The sequence below is a fragment of the Micromonospora sp. WMMD730 genome (genome assembly GCF_049178955.1).
GTDB lineage: Bacteria > Actinomycetota > Actinomycetes > Mycobacteriales > Micromonosporaceae > Micromonospora > Micromonospora wenchangensis.
In genome coordinates, this window is sequence record NZ_JBMHML010000002.1 from 5997529 (window position 1) to 6018676 (window position 21148).

The 21148-nt window shown below is 73.8% G+C and carries 19 protein-coding genes; 10 read left to right on the forward strand and 9 right to left on the reverse strand.

All coding sequences use genetic code 11. From position 1 onward, the window contains the following. The first annotated feature begins 34 nt into the window (after window positions 1-34). The 7 genes from ACN265_RS25465 to hutH all read left to right on the forward strand — a co-directional run bounded on the left by ACN265_RS25465 (window position 35) and on the right by hutH (window position 9038). The gene (locus tag ACN265_RS25465; protein WP_421410047.1) at window positions 35-1075 is read left to right on the forward strand and encodes an LCP family protein; all 1041 of its coding nucleotides are present in this window, start codon (window positions 35-37) and stop codon (window positions 1073-1075) included. A gap of 91 nt (window positions 1076-1166) precedes the next feature. Next, complete coding sequence (locus tag ACN265_RS25470; RefSeq protein ID WP_420119539.1) at window positions 1167-2015, forward strand: MurR/RpiR family transcriptional regulator; 849 nt, start codon at window positions 1167-1169, stop codon at window positions 2013-2015. A gap of 12 nt (window positions 2016-2027) precedes the next feature. Next, on the forward strand, window positions 2028-3683 hold the full coding sequence (gene hutU, locus ACN265_RS25475; protein WP_421410050.1) for a urocanate hydratase: 1656 nt from the start codon (window positions 2028-2030) through the stop codon (window positions 3681-3683). Then, window positions 3680-4915, forward strand: a complete 1236-nt coding sequence (locus ACN265_RS25480) for an allantoate amidohydrolase (protein ID WP_421410051.1) — start codon at window positions 3680-3682, stop codon at window positions 4913-4915. The genes hutU and ACN265_RS25480 overlap by 4 nt, the downstream gene beginning before the upstream one ends. After that, on the forward strand, window positions 4912-6267 hold the full coding sequence (locus tag ACN265_RS25485) for a formimidoylglutamate deiminase (RefSeq protein ID WP_421411618.1): 1356 nt from the start codon (window positions 4912-4914) through the stop codon (window positions 6265-6267). The genes ACN265_RS25480 and ACN265_RS25485 overlap by 4 nt, the downstream gene beginning before the upstream one ends. A 54-nt stretch (window positions 6268-6321) precedes the next feature. After that, a complete protein-coding gene (hutI, locus tag ACN265_RS25490) occupies window positions 6322-7512 on the forward strand; it encodes an imidazolonepropionase (RefSeq protein ID WP_204927207.1) in 1191 nt (396 codons plus the stop codon). Then, a complete protein-coding gene (hutH, locus tag ACN265_RS25495; RefSeq protein ID WP_421410053.1) occupies window positions 7500-9038 on the forward strand; it encodes a histidine ammonia-lyase in 1539 nt (512 codons plus the stop codon). The genes hutI and hutH overlap by 13 nt, the downstream gene beginning before the upstream one ends. A 402-nt stretch (window positions 9039-9440) precedes the next feature. On the opposite strand, the gene rdgB is transcribed toward hutH, so the two are convergent. From rdgB to ACN265_RS25540, 9 genes are all read right to left on the reverse strand, one after another. Next, window positions 9441-10055, reverse strand: a complete 615-nt coding sequence (rdgB, locus tag ACN265_RS25500) for an RdgB/HAM1 family non-canonical purine NTP pyrophosphatase (protein ID WP_204927209.1) — start codon at window positions 10053-10055, stop codon at window positions 9441-9443. Beyond that, a complete protein-coding gene (gene rph / locus ACN265_RS25505; RefSeq protein WP_204927210.1) occupies window positions 10052-10780 on the reverse strand; it encodes a ribonuclease PH in 729 nt (242 codons plus the stop codon). Before rph ends, rdgB begins: the two co-directional genes overlap by 4 nt. Window positions 10781-10826: 46 nt before the next feature. Further along, window positions 10827-11573: an MBL fold metallo-hydrolase gene (locus ACN265_RS25510; protein WP_204927211.1), complete on the reverse strand. Its 747-nt coding sequence runs from the start codon at window positions 11571-11573 to the stop codon at window positions 10827-10829. A 194-nt stretch (window positions 11574-11767) separates the two neighbouring features. Next, the gene (locus ACN265_RS25515) at window positions 11768-12733 is read right to left on the reverse strand and encodes a PLP-dependent cysteine synthase family protein (protein WP_204927212.1); all 966 of its coding nucleotides are present in this window, start codon (window positions 12731-12733) and stop codon (window positions 11768-11770) included. Window positions 12734-12744: 11 nt separating this feature from the next. Further along, a complete protein-coding gene (locus tag ACN265_RS25520) occupies window positions 12745-13110 on the reverse strand; it encodes a MoaD/ThiS family protein (protein ID WP_204927213.1) in 366 nt (121 codons plus the stop codon). Window positions 13111-13172: 62 nt separating this feature from the next. Continuing rightward, entirely contained in the window at window positions 13173-13661 is a 489-nt protein-coding gene (locus ACN265_RS25525; RefSeq protein ID WP_145918119.1) for a Mov34/MPN/PAD-1 family protein, read from the reverse strand. Between the two features lie 55 nt (window positions 13662-13716). Continuing rightward, a complete protein-coding gene (locus ACN265_RS25530; protein WP_372444630.1) occupies window positions 13717-14217 on the reverse strand; it encodes a DUF2017 domain-containing protein in 501 nt (166 codons plus the stop codon). Window positions 14218-14272: 55 nt separating this feature from the next. Further along, window positions 14273-14563, reverse strand: coding sequence for an ATP-dependent Clp protease adapter ClpS (gene clpS / locus ACN265_RS25535; RefSeq protein WP_088641781.1), 291 nt, complete (start codon window positions 14561-14563; stop codon window positions 14273-14275). Window positions 14564-14694: 131 nt separating this feature from the next. Continuing rightward, window positions 14695-16260: a hypothetical protein gene (locus ACN265_RS25540; protein WP_421410059.1), complete on the reverse strand. Its 1566-nt coding sequence runs from the start codon at window positions 16258-16260 to the stop codon at window positions 14695-14697. Between the two features lie 197 nt (window positions 16261-16457). Here ACN265_RS25540 and ACN265_RS25545 point away from each other — a divergent pair, with 197 nt between their 5' ends. The 3 genes from ACN265_RS25545 to ACN265_RS25555 all read left to right on the forward strand — a co-directional run bounded on the left by ACN265_RS25545 (window position 16458) and on the right by ACN265_RS25555 (window position 21088). Further along, window positions 16458-19136 carry a LuxR C-terminal-related transcriptional regulator gene (locus ACN265_RS25545; protein WP_421410062.1) on the forward strand — a complete coding sequence of 893 codons (2679 nt, stop codon included), beginning with the start codon at window positions 16458-16460 and terminating at the stop codon, window positions 19134-19136. Between the two features lie 16 nt (window positions 19137-19152). Further along, window positions 19153-20439, forward strand: a complete 1287-nt coding sequence (locus ACN265_RS25550) for a nicotinate phosphoribosyltransferase (RefSeq protein ID WP_420119085.1) — start codon at window positions 19153-19155, stop codon at window positions 20437-20439. 67 nt (window positions 20440-20506) lie between these two features. Beyond that, a complete protein-coding gene (locus ACN265_RS25555; RefSeq protein WP_421410064.1) occupies window positions 20507-21088 on the forward strand; it encodes an isochorismatase family protein in 582 nt (193 codons plus the stop codon). Window positions 21089-21148: the final 60 nt, after the last annotated feature.

Consider the following 21148-nt stretch of genomic DNA (forward strand, 5'->3'; position numbering starts at 1 on the left):
GCCGTACTGGGTGACGGATCAGTAACATGCGGCCGTGCCAGCAGCTGAGAACGTTTCGGAGCCCGCTCCCACCCCGTCGGTCGACACCCCGGGGCCGGCACCGAAGCGTCGGCGGGGCTGGCGGATCGCGCTGGTGGCGCTGCTGGCGCTGGCCCTGCTGGGGGCCGGTGGCGTCGGCGCGGGCGCGCTCTATCTGCGCTCGGTCGAGAAGGACGTCGAGCGGGTGGACGCCTTCACCGGCGTGCCGACGCAGGACCGGCCGCCGGTGGTGGCCCGGGACGCCATGAACATCATGATCCTGGGCAGCGACTCCCGGGACCCGGAGCGGACCGAGGGGTCCCGCACCGACACGATCATCCTGGCCCACCTGCCGAAGGACCGGAAGAGCGCCCAGCTCGTCTCGATCCCCCGGGACACCTGGGTCCGCGTACCCCGGTCGGCGGACGGCCGGCACGGCGGCCGGACCGCGAAGATCAACGCGGCGTACGCCTGGGGTGGGATTCCGCTGATGGTGCAGACCGTCGAGCAGTTCACCCGGGTCCACGTCGACCACGTGGCGGTGGTCGACTTCGCCGGCTTCCAGGAGATCATCGATGCCCTGGGCGGGGTGGACATCACCGTCGACCACCGGTTCACCTCGATCCACCCGCCGCTGCGCACCTTCCCCGCCGGCCGGCAGACGATGGACGGGGCGACGGCACTGGACTACTCCCGCCAGCGCAAGCAGTTCCCGGACGGCGACTTCGCCCGCATCCGGCACCAGCAGCAGGTGATCCGGGCGATCCTCGACAAGGCCGCCACCGGCGGCATCCTCACCAGCCCGGGCAAGCTCAACGACTTCGTCCGGGCCGCCTCGTCGTCGGTCTCCGTCGACCGGGAGATGTCGCTGCTGGATCTGGCGACCGAGCTGCGCGGCCTGCGGGGCGGCAACCTCACCTTCGTCACCAGCCCGTCGCGGGGCACCGGCCGGGTGGGCACCGAGAGCGTGGTCTTCGCCGACGAGCAGAAGTCCGAGGCGTTCTACGACGCGGTCCGCCGGGACGCCACCGCCGAGATCGTCCGCGCCGCCCGCTGAGCCCGGCGTCGTCGCCGGGCGGGAAGCCGTGCTTGCCCCCGGGCGGGAAGCCGTGCTTGCCTCTGAAATTTTTCATGCATAGAGTCGCGGCATGAATGACGGAGCCGTCGCCGCGCCGCCGGACCGGCTGCTCGACCTGTTCCACGGTGTCCGGCTCACCCCCACCCAGCGGCGCATCGCACACTGCCTGGTGCAGCACGCGGCCACCGTGGCCTACCTGTCGGCGGCCGAGGTGGCGGAGCTTGCCGGGGTCAGCCAGCCGTCGGTGACCCGGTTCGCCGTGGCGCTCGGTCACGACGGCTACCCGGCGCTGCGTCGCCGCCTTCGCGAGCTGACCACCGGCCCCGACGGCCGCGCCGACGACGGCAACGAACTACAACTCGCGGTACGCGCCGAGATGGCGAACCTGGACCGGCTGGCCGGCGAACTGGCCGACCGCACCAGGATCGCCACCGCCGGTCGGCTGCTCGCGGCGAGCCGCCCGCTGCCGGTGCTCGGCCTGCGGGCCGCCGCGCCACTGGCCGCCTACTTCGCCTACTTCGCCGCCAAGGTCCTGCCCGACGTCCGGGTCCTCGACGACGGTGGCAGCCTGCTCACCGACCGGCTCGAACAGGCCGCCTCGGCCGGGGCGGACGCGCTGCTCGCCTTCGTGCTCCCCCGCTACCCCCGGGAGACCCTCGACGCGCTGCGCGCGGCCCGCGACGCCGGCCTCACCGTCGTCGCGATCACCGACTCCCCGGTCAGCCCCGCCACCGAGTACGCCGAGTTGGTGCTCCCCGCCGCCGTCGGCACCGACCTCGTCTTCGACCTGCACACCGCCCCGATGACCCTGGCCATGGTGGTGCTCCAGGCGATCTGTGACGCCGCCCCGATCCAGACCCAGCGTCGCCTGGAGGCGTTCGAGTCGTCCGCCGCCCGTCGTCAGTTGTTCCTCGGCTGAGAGGAGTACGCCATGCACCAGCCCGTCCGTGCCGCCCGTGGCACCACCCGTACCGCGCAGGGGTGGCCGCAGGAGGCCGCCCTGCGGATGCTGATGAACAACCTCGACCCGGAGGTGGCCGAACGCCCCGACGACCTGGTGGTCTACGGCGGCACCGGGAAGGCGGCCCGGGACTGGCCGTCGTACCACGCGCTGGTGCGTACCCTCACCGGGCTGCGCGACGACGAGACGATGCTGGTGCAGTCGGGTCGCCCGGTCGGGGTCATGCGCACCCACGAGTGGGCCCCCCGGGTGCTGCTGGCCAACTCCAACCTGGTCGGCGACTGGGCCACCTGGCCCGAGTTCCGCCGCCTGGAATCCCTCGGCCTGACCATGTACGGGCAGATGACCGCCGGCTCGTGGATCTACATCGGCACCCAGGGCATCCTCCAGGGCACCTACGAGACGTTCGCCGCCGTCGCCGCGAAGTGTTTCGGCGGCAGCCTCGCCGGGACGCTGACCCTCACCGCCGGCTGCGGCGGGATGGGCGGGGCGCAACCCCTCGCGGTCACCATGAACGACGGCGTCTGCCTGATCGTGGACGTCGACCGGACCCGGCTCGACCGGCGGGTGCACGACCGCTACCTCGACGAGGTGGCCGACTCGCTCGACGACGCCGTCGCCCGGGTGCTGGCCGCCAAACGGGACCGGAGGGCGTTGAGCGTCGGTGTGGTCGGCAACGCCGCCACCGTCTTCCCCGAGTTGCTGCGCCGGGGGGTCGCCGTCGACGTGGTCACCGACCAGACCAGCGCGCACGACCCGCTGTCGTACCTGCCGGAGGGGGTGGAGCTGGCCGACGCCCGGGACTACGCGGCGGCCAAGCCGGCCGAGTTCACCGACCGGGCGCGGGCGTCGATGGCGAAACACGTCGAGGCGATGGTCGGTTTCCTCGACGCGGGCGCGGAGGTGTTCGACTACGGCAACTCGATCCGGGGCGAGGCGCAGTTGGGCGGGTACGCGCGGGCGTTCGACTTCCCCGGTTTCGTGCCGGCGTACATCAGGCCACTGTTCTGCGAGGGTAGGGGGCCGTTCCGCTGGGCGGCGCTCTCCGGCGACCCGGCCGACATCGCCGCCACCGACCGGGCCATCCTCGACCTGTTCCCCGAGAACGAGTCGCTGGCCCGGTGGATGCGGCTGGCCGGCGAACGGGTCGCCTTCCAGGGGCTGCCGGCCCGGATCTGCTGGCTGGGCTACGGCGAGCGGGACGTCGCCGGGGTGCGGTTCAACGACATGGTCGCCGCAGGGGAGCTGTCCGCGCCGGTGGTGATCGGCCGGGACCACCTGGACTGCGGCAGCGTCGCCAGCCCGTACCGGGAGACCGAGGCGATGGCCGACGGCTCCGACGCGATCGCCGACTGGCCGCTGCTCAACGCGCTCGTCAACACCGCCAGCGGGGCGTCCTGGGTGTCCATCCACCACGGCGGCGGGGTGGGCATCGGCCGGTCCATCCACGCCGGCCAGGTCTGCGTCGCCGACGGCACCGCGCTGGCCGGGCAGAAGATCGAACGGGTACTCAGCAACGACCCGGCGATGGGTGTCATCAGGCACGTCGACGCCGGCTACGACACCGCCCGCGACGTCGCCGAGCGCACCGACGTCCGCATCCCCATGGCGGAGAGTGGGGCGTGACCGGGCGGTTCCGGGAGTTGTGGGACGAGATCGCGCCGGTCGGCCGGGACGCCGACAGCGGCGGCTACCTGCGGTACGCGCTGACCGCGCCGGAGCTGCGGCTGCGGGAGTGGTTCCGGGCGCAGGCCGAGCTGCGGGGCATGCCGGTCAGCGAGGACGGCAACGGCAACCTGTTCGCCTGGTGGGGCGACCCGGACAGCGGCGGGCCGGCCACCGCAGGGCCGGCCACCGGCGATCGGGCGGGCACCGGGGCGGTGCTGACCGGCAGCCACTTCGACTCGGTGCCGCACGGCGGGGCGTACGACGGGCCGCTCGGCATCGTCAGCGCGTTCCTCGCCGTGGACGAGCTGCGGGCCGCAGGCGTCACCCCGGTCCGGCCGGTGGTGGTGGCCGCGTTCGTCGAGGAGGAGGGCGCGCGGTTCGGCGTACCGTGCCTGGGGTCGAGGCTGCTCACCGGCGAGATCGACGCCGACCGCGCGGCCGGGCTGCGCGACGCGGCCGGGGTGAGCTTCGCCGAGGCGCTGGGCCACCGCCCGGCGGGGGCCGACCCGGCGCTGCTCGGCCGGTTCGCCACCTTCGTGGAGCTGCACGTCGAGCAGGGGCGGGCGCTGGTCGACGCCGATGCGCCGGTCGCGGTGGGCAGCGCCATCTGGCCGCACGGCCGGTGGCGCTTCGAGCTACGCGGCGAGGGCAACCACGCCGGTACGACCCGGATGGCCGACCGCCGCGACCCGATGCTCACCTTCGCGTTCACCGTGCTGGCGGCGAACAAGGAGGCCCGGCTACGCGACGCGCACGCCACCGTCGGCCGGGTGTCGGTGGAACCCAACGCCACCAACGCGATCCCGTCGCGGGTGACCGGCTGGCTGGACGCCCGGGCCGCCGCGACGGAGACCCTGGACGGCCTGGTCGAGGCGGTCCGGGCCAAGGCCGCCGAGCGGGCCCGCCGCGACGGCACCGAGCTGACCGTGACCCGGGAGTCGGCCACGCCCCTGGTCACCTTCGACGGCGGGCTGGCCGACCGGTTGGCGGGGCTGCTGGCCGCCCCGCTGCTGCCCACCGGGGCCGGCCACGACGCCGGGGTGCTCGCCGCGCACCTGCCCACCGCGATGCTGTTCGTGCGTAACCCGACCGGGGTGTCGCACTCCCCCGCCGAGTCGGCCACCGACGACGACTGTGCGGCCGGGGTGGTCGCGCTGGCCCGGGTGCTGGAGGAGCTGGCATGCCACTGACCCGTTGGCTGGCCGAGCAGGCGTGGCTGCCCGATCATGCCGCGCCGACCCCGGACGTGCTGATCGAGGCCCAGGACGGCCGGTTCACCGCCGTCACCCCGCTCGCCCGGGGCACGTCGCCGCAGACCGGGGTCGAAGTGCTCGCCGAGGCGGTACGGCTGCCCGGGCTCACCCTGCCCGGCCTGGCCAACGCCCACTCGCACGCCTTCCACCGGGCGCTGCGCGGGCGTACCCACGGGGGTCGGGGTGACTTCTGGAGTTGGCGGGACGTGATGTACGACGTCGCCGGCCGGCTCGATCCCGACTCCTACCTGGCCCTGGCCCGGGCCGCGTACGCCGAGATGGCGCTGGCCGGGGTCACCTGCGTCGGCGAGTTCCACTACCTGCACCACGGCCCCGACGGCCACCCGTACGACGACCCGAACGCGATGGGCGCGGCGCTGGTCGAGGCGGCGGCGCAGGCCGGGATCCGGATCACCCTGCTGGACGCCTGCTACCTGACCGCCTCGGTGGCCGGCGAGCCGCTGGCCGGGGTGCAGCGGCGCTTCGGCGACGGGGACTCGCTGCGCTGGGCGCAACGGGTCGACGGGTTCCGGCCGACCGGGCCGCACGCGCTGCGCGGGGCGGCGATCCACTCGGTACGCGCGGTGCCCGCGGAGCAGCTCGCCACCGTCGCCGGCTGGGCGTACCGGCAGGGCGCCCCGCTGCACGTGCACCTGTCGGAGCAGCCGGCCGAGAACGACGCCTGCCGGGCGGCGCACGGGCGTACCCCGACGGGGCTGCTCGCCGACCGTGGCGTGCTCGGCCCGGACGTCACCGCCGTACACGCCACCCACCCGACCAGCGCCGACCTGGCCCTGCTGGCCGAGCACCGGACCGGGGTGTGCCTGTGCCCCACCACGGAACGGGACCTGGCCGACGGGATCGGGCCGGCCCGGCTGATGGCCGACGCCGGCATCCCGCTGAGCCTGGGCAGCGACAGTCACGCCGTGGTCGACCTGTTCGAGGAGGCCCGCGCGGTGGAGCTGGACGAGCGGCTGCGTACCCGGCGGCGCGGGCACTTCACCGCCGCCGCGCTGCGCGACGCGGCCACCGTCTCCGGGCACGCCGCGCTGGGCTGGTCCGACGCCGGCCGGATCGCCGTCGGGGAACGCGCCGACCTGGTGACCGTACGGCTGGACAGCCCGCGTACCGCCGGGGTGCCGCCGGTGGGGGTGTTCTTCGCGGCCACCGCCGCCGACGTCGACCAGGTGGTGGTCGACGGCCGGCAGGTGGTGCGCGACGGCCGGCACCTCACCGTGGACGTACCGGCGGAGCTGCGGGCGGCGGTCGCGGCGGTGACCGGTGACTAGCCGTGCCGGGCCGGCGGCGGTCGGGACGCGGCGGTCGGCGGCGGGAGGTGTGTCGTGAGCAGTCTGCTGGTCGACGACATCGGCGAGCTGGTCACCAACGTGCCGACCCCCGGCGGCGGGCCGTTGGGCCTGCGGCGCGATGTCGCCCTGCTGGTGGAGGCGGGTCGGGTCGTCTGGATCGGGCCGGCCCGCTACGCGCCGGCCGCCGACCGGCGGATCGACGCCGGGGGCGGTGCGGTGCTGCCCGGGTTCGTGGACAGCCACGCGCACCTGGTGTTCGCGGGGGACCGGGCGGCCGAGTTCGCGGCCCGGATGGCCGGTGAGCCGTACACCGGGGGTGGCATCCGGACCACGGTCGGCGCGACCCGCGCGGCCTCCGACGACGACCTGCGGGACACCGTGCGCCGGCTGCGCGACGAGGCGATGCGGCAGGGCACCACGACCATGGAGATCAAGAGCGGGTACGGCCTGACCGTCGCCGACGAGGCCCGCTCGTTGCGGATCGCCGCCGAGGTGACCGCCGAGACCACCTTCCTCGGCGCGCACGTCGTCCCCGCCGAGTACGCGGGACGGCCCGACGACTACGTGGGCCTGGTCTGCGGACCGATGCTCACCGCCGCCACGCCGTACGCCCGCTGGGTGGACGTGTTCTGCGAGCGGGGCGCGTTCGACGCCGACCACGCGCGGGCCATCCTCACCGTCGGGCAGGCCGCCGGACTGGGGCTGCGGTTGCACGCCAACCAGCTCGGCCCGGGGCCGGGGGTGCGGCTGGGGGTGGAGTTGGGCGCGGCCAGCGTCGACCACTGCACCCACCTGTCCGACGCCGACGTCGACGCGCTGGCCGGTTCGGCCACCACCGACGATCCCACCGTGGCGACCCTGCTGCCGGGGGCGGAGTTCTCCACCCGGTCGCCGTACCCGGACGCCCGGCGGCTGCTCGACGCGGGGGTGACCGTGGCGCTGGCCACGGACTGCAACCCCGGGTCGTCGTACACCTCGTCGATGCCGTTCTGCGTCGCGCTGGCCGTCCGTGAGATGCGGATGACCCCGGCGGAGGCGGTGTGGGCCGCGACGGCGGGCGGCGCACGGGCGTTGCGCCGCACCGACGTCGGGGTGCTGCGCCCCGGGACGCGGGCCGACCTGATGATCCTCGACGCCCCGTCCCACCTGCACCTGGCCTACCGGCCGGGTGTTCCCCTGATCCGCCAGGTTCTGCACAACGGAGTGCCGCAATGTCGACTGTGACCGTCCAGCCCACCGGAATCACCCCCGCCGACGTGCTCGCCGTGGCGCGCGGCGACGCCCGGGTCGTCCTCGCCCCGGCGGCCGTCGACGCGATGGCCGCCAGCCGCCGCATCGTGGACGGCATCGAGGCCGCCGGCCGCCCGGTGTACGGCGTGTCCACCGGCTTCGGGGCGCTGGCGAACACGTTCGTCGCCCCGCAGCGACGGGCCGAGTTGCAGCACGCGCTGATCCGCTCGCACGCCGCCGGGATCGGCGCGCCGATGCCCCGCGAGGTGGTCCGGGCGATGATGCTGCTGCGGGTCCGTTCGCTGGCGCTGGGCCGCTCCGGGGTCCGGCCGCTGGTCGCGCAGGCGCTCGTCGACCTGCTCAACGCCGACGTCACCCCGTGGGTGCCGGAGCACGGGTCGCTCGGCGCGTCCGGTGACCTGGCGCCGCTGGCGCACTGCGCGCTGGTGCTGCTCGGCGAGGGGTGGGTGGCCGGTCCGGCCGGCGAACAGGTCGACGCCGCCGAGGCGCTGCGGGCGGCCGGGTTGACTCCGATCGCGTTGGCCGCCAAGGAGGGGCTGGCGCTGATCAACGGCACGGACGGCATGCTCGGCATGCTGCTGCTGGCCATCGCGGACGCCCGGCACCTGTTCGCCATGGCCGACGTGACCGCCGCGCTGGCCATCGAGGCGATGCTCGGCTCGGAACGGCCGTTCCTGCCGGAGCTGCACGCCATCCGGCCGCACCCGGGGCAGGCCGCGTCGGCGGCGAACATCCACCGGCTGCTGCAGGACTCCCGGGTGATGGACTCGCACCGCGACGACCTTGCGCACGCCGTGCAGGACGCGTACTCGATGCGGTGTGCCCCGCAGGTGGCCGGGGCGGCCCGGGACACCCTCGACTTCGTCGCGACGGTGGCCGGCCGGGAGCTGGTCTCGGTGGTGGACAACCCGGTGGTGCTGCCGGACGGGCGGGTCGAGTCGACGGGCAACTTCCACGGCGCTCCGCTCGGCTTCGCCGCCGACTACCTGGCCATCGCCGCCGCCGAGGTGGGGGCGATCGCCGAGCGGCGGGTGGACCGGCTGCTCGACGTGACCCGCAACCGGGACCTGCCGGCGTTCCTGTCCCCGGACGCCGGGGTGAACTCCGGGCTGATGATCGCCCAGTACACGGCCGCCGGGATCGTCGCGGAGAACCGTCGGCTGGCCGCGCCCGCCTCGGTCGACTCGCTGCCCACCAGCGGCATGCAGGAGGACCACGTCTCGATGGGCTGGGCGGGGGCCAAGAAGCTGCGTACCGTGCTGGACAATCTGACCAGCCTGCTCGCGGTGGAGCTGCTGGCGGCCGTACGGGGGCTGCAACTGCGCGCGCCGCTGGAGCCGTCACCGGCCGGGCGGGCCGCGCTGGACGCCCTCGGTCCGGCGGCCGGTGCGCCCGGCCCGGACGTCTTCCTCGCCCCGGTGCTGGCGGCGGCCCGGTCGGTGCTGGCCGGCCCGGACCTGCGCGCCGCCATCGAACGGCAGATCGGGCCGCTGAGCTGACGGTGACGGTGACGTCGCCGTAGCGTTCAGTAGTCAAGGCCGACCCGTCGCGACAGGTTACCGAGCGTAGGCAAATCCCCGAGAGCCACCACCCCGGTGCAGACCCATTGCTCTGCTGCCACGAACGCGACAGTCGCTTGAACAGCGAAAACCTATATGCAAGTGCCAAGCACAGCAATCCTGGCGAACACTCGGTGTGTCTGTCGCCTGGAAAGCAGCAGAGCAAAGGATGTCGGGTGGGAGGGTGGGGGCCTAACCGAGACTACTTTCGGTGACAAGCTACGGCGCCGCTCCTTACTCGACGGCCGGAAGTCGGCGAATAAGGAGCGGCGACGACGAGTCGGTCGACGGCCGGGCGTCGTCGCACCCGCCTGCAGGGCGACGGGTCGGTCGACGGTTGGCTCAGCTGGCCGGGAGCACCTTGGCGGCGAGCTTCGCCAGCTCGCGCAACGCCTTGCCCCGGTGGCTGATCGCGTCCTTCTCCTGCGGGGTCAACTCCGCATTGGTCCGCTCCTGGCCGTCACCCACGAAGATCGGGTCGTACCCGAAGCCGCCCTCGCCGCGCGGGGCACGCAGCAGCCGGCCGGGCTGGCGGCCGTCGACCAGGTGCTCCTTGCCGCCGGGCAGCACCAGCGCCACGGTGCAGACGAACGACGCCCCCCGGTGCTCGTCGGGCAGGTCGGCGATCTGGTCCAGCACCAGTTGCAGGTTGGCCCGGTCGTCGCCGTGCCGGCCGGCCCAGCGGGCGCTGAACACCCCGGGCATGCCGTTGAGCGCGTCGACGGCGATGCCGGAGTCGTCGGCGATGGTGGGCAGGCCGGTACGCCGGCAACCCTCCCGCGCCTTGATCAGGGCGTTCTCGCCGAAGGTGAGGCCGGTCTCGGGCAGCTCCGGGTACTCCTCGACGTCGTCGAGGCCGAGCAGGGCGATCCGGTGCGCGCCGAGCGCGCCGTCGAGGATGCGCTGCAACTCCACCAGCTTCTTACGGTTGCGGGTGGCGAGCAGGACCTTGTTCATGATGCGAGAGCCTTCCGCTGCGCCTCGGCCAGTTCCAGACAACCCAACGACGCGACGTCCAGCAACGCGTCGAGCTGTGCCCGGGAGAAGACGCCGTCCTCGCCCGTGCCCTGCACCTCGACGAAGTCGCCCTCGCCGGTGCAGACGACGTTCATGTCGACCTCGGCCGCCACGTCCTCGACGTAGCAGAGGTCGAGCAGCGGCTCGCCCGCGACGATCCCGACGCTGACCGCGGCCACCGACCGGTGCATCACCTTCTCCGGCTTACCGGCCAACGACTTGCGGCCGGCAAGCCAGCTCACCGCGTCGTAGAGGGCCACGTACGCGCCGGTGATGGAGGCGGTACGGGTGCCGCCGTCGGCCTGGAGCACGTCGCAGTCGAGCACGATCGAGTTCTCGCCGAGCGCCTTGAGGTCGACGCAGGCGCGCAGGCTGCGGCCGATCAGCCGGGAGATCTCGTGGGTCCGCCCACCGATCTTGCCGCGCACGCTCTCCCGGTCGGAGCGGGTGTTGGTGGCCCGGGGCAGCATCGCGTACTCGGCGGTCACCCAGCCGAGCCCGGAGCCCTTGCGCCAGCGGGGCACGCCCTCGGTGACGCTCGCCGTGCAGAGCACCCGGGTGCCGCCGAACTCGACGAGCACCGAGCCTTCCGGGTGGGTGCTCCAGCCCCGGGTCAACGTCACCGGTCGGAGTTGGTCGGGCCGCCGCCCGTCAGGTCGTGCCATCCCTGCACCCTATGCGGTCGCATGATCGGCGCATGCCCGGGTGGGCTCAGACGTCGTAGCTGGCGCCGGCCCGCACCACTTCCAGCGGCCCGGTGAACGCCCCGGCCGCCGAGGCGATGGTGTGCGACTCGCTGCCCCAGGCCACCACCAGATGGGTCAGCAGCAGCCGGCCCACCCCCGCCTTGGTGGCCGTCTCGCCCGCCTCCCGGCCGGTGAGGTGCAGATCCGGCGGGTTGTCCACCCCGTCGAGGTAGCTGGCCTCGCAGAGGAAGACGTCGGCGTCCTGGGCGAGCCGCAGCAGCGCGTCACAGGGTGCGGTGTCCGAGGAGTAGCAGAGCACCCGGCCCTCGTGCTCCAGCCGCACCCCGTACGTCTCGATGGGATGGTTGACCCGGTCGACGGTGACGGTGAACGGGCCGATCGGGAAGGTGCCCGGCTGGAGGCCGTAGAACTGGTAGACGTCCTCCACGGTGCTGTCGTCCTGGCCGTAGGCGGTGGCGAGCCGGTCCGGGGCGCCCGGCGGCGCGTAGACCGGCAGCGGCGGGTAGGGGCCGTCCGGGGCGTACCGGCGGACCACGACGTACGACGCGGCGTCGAGGATGTGGTCGCAGTGCAGGTGGGTCAGGAGGATGGCGTCCGGGGCGTGCAGGCCGGCGTACCGCTGGAGGGTGGACAGCGAGCCCGGCCCGAAGTCGACGAGCAGCCGGAAACCCTGCGCCTCGACGAGGTAGGCGGAGCAGGGGGATTCGGGGCCGGGGAAGCTTCCCGCACAGCCCAGCACGGTCAGCCGCATCCGGTCGCCCCACAATTACGGTACGTAGTCGACACGCCGGAGTCAGCACCGATTATGATCTCTACCGACGCGTACGCCACGGTGGGCAGCCTACGCGCAGCGACCGCAGGGCAAGAATCATCTTCTGGAAGTTGTCATCAACGTGACACCCGCGGGGGCCGGCCGACGCCTCCGCCGACCGGCCCCATGACGGGTCAGGCCCAGAGCTGCCCCTCCAGGGCGCTCTCGGCGTCGGCGAGGGTGCCGCCGTACGCCCCGGTGGAGAGGTACTTCCAGCCGCCGTCACAGACCACGAAGGCGACGTCGGCCCGCCGGCCGTCCCGGACCGCCTCGTGCGCCACCGACAGGGCGGCGTGCAGGATCGCTCCGGTGGAGAAACCGGCGAAGATCCCCTCCACCTCCACCAGCTGCCGGGTACGCAGCACCGCGTCCCGGGTGCCGACGGAGAAGCGCCGGGTGAGCACCGACGCGTCGTACAACTCGGGGACGTAACCCTCGTCGATGTTGCGCAGGCCGTAGACGAGTTCGCCGTAGCGCGGCTCGGCGGCCACCACCTGGATGCCCTCGACCTTCTCCCGCAGGAACCGCCCGGTGCCCATCAGGGTGCCGGTGGTGCCCAGGCCCGCCACGAAGTGCGTGATGGTGGGCAGGTCGTGCAGCAGTTCCGGGCCGGTGGTCTCGTAGTGGGCGCGGGCGTTGGCCTCGTTGCCGTACTGGTAGAGCATCACCCAGTCCGGGTGGTCGACCGCGATCTGCTTGGCGGTGGCGACCGCCTGGTTGGAGCCGCCCGCCGCCGGCGAGAAGATGATCTCCGCGCCGTACATCCGGAGCAGTTGGACCCGCTCGGTGGAGACGTTCTCCGGCATCACGCAGACCAGCCGGTAGCCGCGCAACTTGGCCACCATGGCCAGCGAGATACCGGTGTTGCCGCTGGTCGGCTCCAGGATGGTGTCCCCGGGCCGGAGCCGGCCGGACTGCTCCGCCGCACGGACCATGAACAGGGCCGCGCGGTCCTTGATGCTACCGGTCGGGTTCCGGTCCTCCAGCTTGGCCCACAGCCGCACCGGCGGCGCCCCGTCGGGCACCGTCGGCGAGAGCCGGGGCAACCCCACCAGGGGGGTGCCGCCGCAGGCGTCGAGCAGGCTGTCGTACCGCGCCATGACGCCCGCCCTCAGCGGGGGGCGACGGCCGCGCGCCGTGCCGCCACCGCCGCGGTGGCCGCACGGTGCTGGCTGATCGCCGCCGCGGCGGCGAAGCCGAACGCCCCACCGGCGACGGCCGGCAGGACGGTGACGCTGTCGCCGTCGTTGAGCTTGGCGTCCAGCGCGCCCAGGAAACGGACGTCCTCGTCGTTGACGTAGACGTTGACGAAGCGGTGCAGCGCACCGGCGTCGGTGACCAGCCGGGCCTTCAGGCCGGCGTGCCGGGTGTCCAGGTCGGTGAGCAGGTCGCCCAGGGTGTCCCCGGCGCCCTCGACGACCTTCTCGCCGCCGGTGTAGCTGCGCAGGATGGTGGGGATGCGAACCTCGATGGCCATGACGTACTCCTTGGTCGGGTGTGCCTCGGTGCCGGACGGAACAGGGTGAGCGGAGCTGGGAGTCAGCTGCCGGAACACTCGTAGTCGACCGTCGCCGGGCTCTGCCCGAACATGTAGGACTGGACCGCGTGCGGATCCACCCCGGCGTCCACGATCCGCACCGGCTCCTCGGTCACCACGCCGTCGACGATCCGGAAGGAACGAATCTCCTCGGTGTCCGGTTCGCGGGTCGAGACCAGCAGGTAGTGCGCGCCCGGCTCACCCGCGAAGGCGACGTCCGTGCGGGACGGGTACGCCTCGGTGGCGGTGTGCGAGTGGTAGATGACGACGGGTTCCTCGTCGCGGTCGTCCATCTCCCGCCACACCCGCAGCTGCTCCATCGAGTCGAACTCGTAGAAGGTCATCGAGCGGGCCGCGTTGTCCATCGGGATGTGCCGGGTCGGGGTGTCACCGCCGACGGGTCCGGCGACCACCCCACACGCCTCGTCGGGGTGGTCCCGGCGCGCGTGGGCGACGATCGCGTCGACGATCGACCGGTCGATGCTCAGCACGTCGCCCAGCCTAGCGCCCACCCGCCGCGCCCGGCGAGGCGGTGACCGTCACAGTTCAGTCGATCATGGCGTTGAGCAGGGATTCCTGCAGATAACCCAGATAGGCGTAGACCGACAGTTGGAACACCCTTGACGACGTGGGATCGTCGGCGACCGCGTCGTCGAGCTCCTCGCCCAGGTCGGTGCCGTCCTTGATCTCCAGCCGGACGCCCATCGCCAGCCGGGCGTCGTTGAGCGCCCGCAGCCACGCCTCGGCCGCCTCGGCGTCCAGCCGCACCTCGCCACCGGCCGACTCGGGCAGCGCGGCCAGCACCGCGCCCGCCTGGTCGATCTTGGCGGTCTTCAGGTCGCCCTCGGTGTACCGGCGGAACTCCGCCGTGCCGGCCGGATCGTCCGGGTAGGCGTCGGGGAAGAGCCGCCCGACGACCGGGTCGGTGTGGTCGAACCCGTCGGTGAGCAGGCCGACCACCTCGGTGGCGACCTTGCGCAGCACCCGGACCTCGTCGACGGCGAAGGTCGCCACGTAACAGCCGCCCTGGCGGCGGAACATGCTCACCCCGTCAACCTCCATCGCCACCGCCGGAACCGCGGACCCGGCTCGCTCCGCGCACTCATGAACGGTCCACCGTCGCCCAGAGACCGTAGGCGTGCAACTGCGACGCGTCGTGCTCCATCCGCTCCCGGGCGCCGCTGGAGACCACCGCCCGGCCCTTGTGGTGCACGTCCAGCATCAGCTTCTCGGCCTTCTCCCGGCTGTACCCGAACAACTTCTGGAAGACCCAGGTCACGTACGTCATGAGGTTGACCGGGTCGTCCCAGACGATCGTCACCCACTGCCGGTCCTCGACCGGCACCTCGTCGGTGTCCGGCGTCTCGACCGGGGCAACCTGTGGAGCGGCCATGCCCCCCATCGTGCCACCGGAAGTGGCGATCCGATGAACCGGAACGCCGGGGCAGCCCCGATCACCCTCCCGAGCTGCACAAACCGGGCGGACTGCGGACACGGCGGGGACAGGCACCGGGAGGCTCGGTTTCAGGCGAGCAGGATGCCGTGGTCGAGGGCGTCGGTGAGGACCGCGTCGAGCGCGAGCCGGAACGCCTCGAACCGCCGGGACACCTCGCGGGACAACTCCAGCTCGACCTCGCGCAACGCCCGTTGCGCCCAGGAGCGGGCCGCGTTCGGATCGTCGTTGCCGGGGCTGCGCCAGTGCTGCCAGCACCCGCCGGACAGGGCGACCCCGATCCGGGGCAGCACCTCGGTGCGGGGCGCGCCGGGATGACCGAGCAGGGCGTCCAGGGCGCCGGCCCCGGGCAGCGTCGCCACCCCGGCGGTGCCGGTGACCAGGAGCACCCGGTCCAGTTCCTGACCGGACGGATGGTCGGCCAGCCCCCACCGGACGGCCGCGGCGATGCGCTGGCGTACCCCCTCGGCCAGCGGTGCGCCGAAGATCCGGACGGTGGCCCCGTCGAGGATCTCCCGCACCGCCCGGTCCTGCTGCTCGGTCGCGAGCAGGGAGAGCGCCTCCAGCTCCCGGTCGAGCAGTTGCGGCAGGCCCGCGCAGCCCACCCCGAAGACGATCTCCTGGACGGTCCGCAGGTGGATGTTGGCCAGTTCGAGCGCGAGCTGCTGACGGATGCCGCGGGCGCAGAGCCGGCTCTGCCGCTCCAACCCGTCGGCCCAGTCGTCGCCCGGCGCGTCGGGGGCCACCGGCACCCGCCCGTACGCCCCGGGCGGCACGGGTGGCCGGGAACTCGCCCGGCGCAGCCCCTCGATGGCCGACCAGCCGACCAGCGCCCGGCGCAGGGCCGGGTGCTCGGCCCGGTGCACGGGATACCAGTCGGCCTCGGCCAGCCCCGGCACCGCGGCCAGCAGGGTGGCCCGGTGCGCCGCGACGGTCACCGCCACCGGGTCGACCGGGTCGCCGGCCGGTGGCCCGTCGGGCGGGGACGGGAGCGCCACCCCGGTGTCGTCGGTCGCGGCCGGCTCCGCCGCCGCCCAACCGCCCGCGCCGGGGGTCACCACGAAGAAGACCCGTACCCGGGTACGCGCGACCTCGGTGAGCAGGTGCAGGTCGGCGGCGGTGAAGGTCTGGTCGGCGCCGATCACGAACAGCAGCGCGCCGGACCGGACGACCGCGTCGAGCAGAACCCGGCCGCCGGCCACGCCGAGGGTGTCGGTGTCCGGGGTGTCGAGCACGGCGAAGTGCCGCAGCAGCTGTTCCGGCAGGCTCAGCTCGACCCGGCGTGGCGCGCGGGCCAGCGCCGGGCCGGCGGCGGCCTGGTCCGCGCCGTAGGAGTGCGGCTGCCGGTAGCCGGGCACGTACGCCGCCCGGGTCGCCACCCGGGCGTGCCGGACCAGCAGGTGGCTGCCCGCCGGGGTGACGAGCATCCCGGCGGGGACCCCGAGCAGCGCGGCGAGCACCTCGCGGCGGGCCGCCCCGGCGGGGCCGGCGGCCACCACGGCGAGCGGCTCGTCGGGATCCACCTCGGCGGCCGGCGGGTCGGCCGGGAGCGGGCCCCGGGTCGGCAGCCCGACGGCGTCGGGATGGTCGGACGGGTCGTCGGTCATGTCGACCCCGGGGAGTGGACCGGGCTGCATTCGGCCTCCGCTCGACGCGGGCGGCTGGCTGCGCCCGCGGTAGGACGTCCGATAGGTGACGATGGGCTGCGGGAAGGTTACGGGCAGCACCCGGCTTCACCGGAACATCTCGGGTACTCAGCAGTAACTGCGACATTACTCAACTTCACAGCGTCACCGGGTGTCTCCGGACCGATTTACATCGATATGCTGCTCGGATGAGTCGGTGGAGTTTCGTCGGCCGAACGGATGAACTCAACCGTCTGTTGGCAGCGGTGCACGAGGGTCGGGGGCACGGGCTCTTCTTCAGCGGCAGCGCGGGCGTCGGTAAGAGCCGGTTGCTCCGCGAGGCCGTGGCCGCGCTGCCTCCCGAGCGGTACGCCCTGTCGTTCGTCGCGGCCAGCGCGGCCACCGCGGCGCTGCCGTTCGGCGGGCTCGCCCCGGTGCTGCCGGCCGAGCAGCCACCCGGGCTCTCCCCCGCCGGGGTGCTGCGCTGGGGCGTCGACGTGCTCCAGGAGCAGGCGGCGGGGCGACGCATCGTGCTCGCCATCGACGACGCCCATCTGCTCGACCCGCCCTCGGCGGCGCTGGTCCACCTGCTCGCCCGCGCCGAGAACACCACCGTGCTGGGCACCCTGCGCAGCGGCGAGCAGATCCCGCTGCCGATCCGTGCACTGTGGACCGACGACCTGGTCGCGCACGCCGAGCTGGCCCCGCTCGGCCCGGGTGAGACCACCGGCCTGCTCGCCGCCCTGCTGGACGGCCCGGTCGACGCCAGCTCCGCCGAGCGGCTGTCCCGGCTCTCCGCCGGCAACCCGCTGCTGCTGCGGGAGCTGGTGCTGGCCGCCACCACCGGAGGTGAGTTGGTCCGCCCCTACGGGGTGTGGCGGTGGACCGGCCGGCTGGAGCTGGCCCCCAGCCTCACCGACCTGATCGACACCCGGATCGGCCGGTTGGACCCGGAGGTCCGGGCGGTGGTGGAGCTGGTCGCCTTCGGCGAGCCGCTCGGCCTGCGCCTGCTCGACCGGGCCGCCGACCCGGCCGCCGTGGAGGTCGCCGAGGAACGCGGGCTGATCACCGTCGTACCCGACGACCGGCGGATCGACGTCCGGCTCGCCCACCCGCTGTACGGCGAGGTGATCCGCCGTCGCTGCCCGGTCAGCCGGACCCGCCGCCTGAAGGCCCAGCTCGCCGAGCGGGTGGAGTCGGCCGGTGCCCGCCGCCGCAGCGACCTGCTCCGGGTGGCGGTGTGGCGGCTCGACTCCGGCACCGCCCAGGACCCGGCCCTGCTGCTGCACGCGGCCGTGCAGGCGTTCACCCGGTACGACGTGCCGTTGGCCACCCGGCTGGCCCGGGGCGCGCTCGTCGCCGACGGCGGCTACGACGCCGCCGAACTGCTCGCCACCATCCTGATGTTCGGCGACCGGCCGGCCGAGGCGATCGGGGTGCTCGACGCGGTGGCCGACGACATCGTCTGCGAACACCGACGCAGTCGCTGGCTCACCGTACGGGGGATGGTCAGCTACTGGGGGCTCAGCGACCGGTCCACCGTGGACACCCTCGCGGCGGCCGGGCACGCCCTGACCGACCCCGGGCACCAGGCCCGGGTGCGCGCCTTCGAGGCGATCATGCGGCTGCACGGCCTGGAGGTCGACACCGCCCTGCGGCTCGGCCGGTCGGTGCTGGACCGGCCGGCGGCCAGCGTCGCCGCCCGCGAGCTGGCCCGGTGCACCATCGCCCACGCCGACGCGGTGCGCGGCCGGTTCCGGGCCAGCGCCGCGGCGATCGACCGGGTGCAGGCGGAGGCGGCGAACTGGCGCGCCGACATGCCGTACCTGCAACTGGCCATGGAACTGGCCCGGGGCACCCGGCTGGCGCTCTCCGGGGACCTGGCCGGCATCGACGCCATCGTGGCCGACGAGTTCGCCGACCAGGCCGGTGCCGGGGACTTCCGGCTCGGCACCGGCTACCTGTCCATCCTCCAGGCGTACGCGGCGCGGCTGCGCGGTCGTGGCGACGACGCGCTCAAGGCCAGCCTCGGCGCGTGCGCGGTGCTCGCCACCAGCCGGGTCTTCGCGGGGCTGGCGCACGCCGAACGGGCGCAGGCGGCGGTGCTGCGCGGCGACCCGGCCACCGCCGTGGAGGCGATGGCGGAGGCCGACCGGACCCAGGCCCCCGGCATGGCGGTGCTCCAACCGTGGCTGGAGCAGGCGCGGGCCGCGGTGCTGGCCGCCGGGGGTGACCTGGCCGGGGCGGTGCGGCACCTCGGCACGCTGGTCGACCGGTTGCGCGCCGACGGGTTCGCCGGCCACGAGGTGCTGGTGCTGCACGACCTGGTACGGCTCGGCCGGGCCACCGCCCCGGTCGGGCCGACCTGCACCGACGGCAGCCGGCGTACGGTGGCGCAGCGGTTGACCGAACTCTCCGAGACCGTCGACGGGGCGCTGACCCCGTTGCTCGCCCGGTACGCGCGGGCCGCCGCCGCCCGGGACGGGGAGGCCCTGCTGGAGGTGGCGGACGGCCTCACGAAGCTGGACCTGACGGTCTGGGCGGTCGACGCCACGGCGACGGCGCTGCACGGATGGCGGCGGGACCGCTCGACGTCGGCCGCCGCCGCACACGAACGGCTCGCCGCCCTGCTCACCCGCTGCGACCAGATCCGTACCCCGGCGCTTACCGCGTTGCGGCCCACGCTCAGCGACCGGGAGCTGGAGGTCGCCGCGCTCGCCGCCGCCGGGGTGACCAGCCGGGCCATCGCGGGCCGGCTGTTCCTGTCGCCCCGGACGGTGGAGAACCATCTCCAGCGGGTCTACAGCAAGCTCGGCATCACCGGCCGGGCCGAGTTGGGGGCGGCACTGCGGGCGATCCCGGGCCACGGCGACGCTCCGACCGGCTGAACTCTAGGCTGGGCCGGTGAGCCACCTTCGCCCCGCGCTGCTGACCGACCACTACGAGCTGACCATGGTCAGTGCCGCCCTGCGCGACGGCACCGCCGACCGCCGGTGCACCTTCGAGGTGTTCAGCCGACGCCTGCCCACCGGACGCCGGTACGGGGTGGTCGCGGGGACCGGCCGCCTGATCGACATGGTCAGGGAGTTCCGGTTCGCCCCGGAGGAGGTCGAGTTCCTGCTCCGCACCGGGGTGGTCGACGAGCCGGCCGCCCGCTGGCTGGCCGACTACCGGTTCACCGGCGACATCGACGGGTACGCCGAGGGCGAGCTGTTCTTCCCCGGCTCCCCGATCCTCACCGTCTCCGGCGGCTTCGCCGAGTGCGTGGTGCTGGAGACGCTGGTGCTGTCGGTGCTCAACCACGACTGCGCGGTGGCCGCGGCGGCGGCCCGGATGGTGACCGCGGCCCGGGGCCGGGCCCTGATCGAGATGGGTTCCCGGCGGGCCCACGAGGAGGCGGCGGTGGCCGCCGCGCGGGCGGCGTACCTGGCCGGGTTCCGGTTCACCTCCAACCTCGCCGCCGGCCAGCGCTACGGCATCCCCACCGCCGGGACCGCCGCGCACGCGTTCACCCTGCTGCACGACGACGAGCGGACGGCGTTCGCCTCGCAGGTCGCCACGCTGGGCCGGGACACCACGCTGCTCGTCGACACGTACGACATCAGCCAGGGCATCCGGACCGCCATCGAGGTGGCCGGGCCACAGCTACGGGCCGTCCGGATCGACTCCGGTGACCTCGCGGTCATCGCCCAGCAGTCCCGGGAGCTGCTCGACTCACTCGGCGCCACCGAGACGAAGATCATCGTCTCGGGGGATCTCGACGAGTACGCCATCGCCGCGCTCGCCGCCGAACCCGTCGACATGTACGGCGCGGGCACCGCCGTGGTCACCGGCTCCGGCGCCCCCACCGCCAGCCTGGTCTACAAGCTGGTCGAGGTGGACGGGCGGCCGGTGGTCAAGCGTTCCGAGAACAAGGGCACCATCGGGGGCCGGAAGGTCGCGGTACGCCGGCACAAGCCCACCGGCACCGCCACCGAGGAGGTCGTCGTCTCGCAGGGGGTACCGGACCGGCAGGCCAACGACCGGCTGCTGCAGCACTCGTACGTGGTCGACGGCGAACCGGTCGACCTGCCGGGCATCGAGCAGTCCCGCGAGCACCTGCGCCAGTGCCTGATCTCGATCCCGTGGGAGGGGTTGAAGCTCTCCGCCGGTGATCCGGCGATCCCGGTCACGGTCGTACCGGCCGGTTGAGCCGCCGGGGCAGACTGGGTCGTGCCGCAGGTGGATCACCGGTGGCGAGCGGAGAGGAAGGGCACCGATGGCCAACGCGCTGATCATCGTGGACGTGCAGAACGACTTCTGTGAGGGCGGTTCCCTGGCCGTCACCGGGGGCGCGGGCGTCGCCGCCGGCATCTCGGGCCTGCTGGCCGGGGAACCGCGGCGGTGGGACCACGTGGTCGCCACCAAGGACTACCACATCGACCCGGGGGCGCACTTCGGCGACCCGCCGGACTACGTCGAGTCGTGGCCCCGGCACTGCGTGGTCGGCACCCCGGGCAGCGAGTTCCACCCCGACCTGGTGACCGACCGGGTCGAGGCGATCTTCCACAAGGGCGAGCACGCCGCCGCGTACTCCGGGTTCGAGGGGCACGCCGACGACGGCGAGTGCCTGGCCGACTGGCTGCGTCGGCACGACGTGGACCGGGTCGACGTGGTCGGCATCGCCACCGACCACTGCGTGCGGGCCACCGCCCTGGACGCCGCCCGGGAGGGCTTCGCCACCACCGTGCTGCTCGACCTGACGGCGGCGGTCGCGCCGGCGACGCTGGACGTGGCGCTGCGGGCGATGGACGGCGCCGGGGTGACCCTGCGCGGGGAGCCGGTGATCAGCGCCGCATGAGCCGGTAATCGCTTGCCGATGTCGTACCCCCGGTCCAGGATGACCGCCGGAGGTACGGAG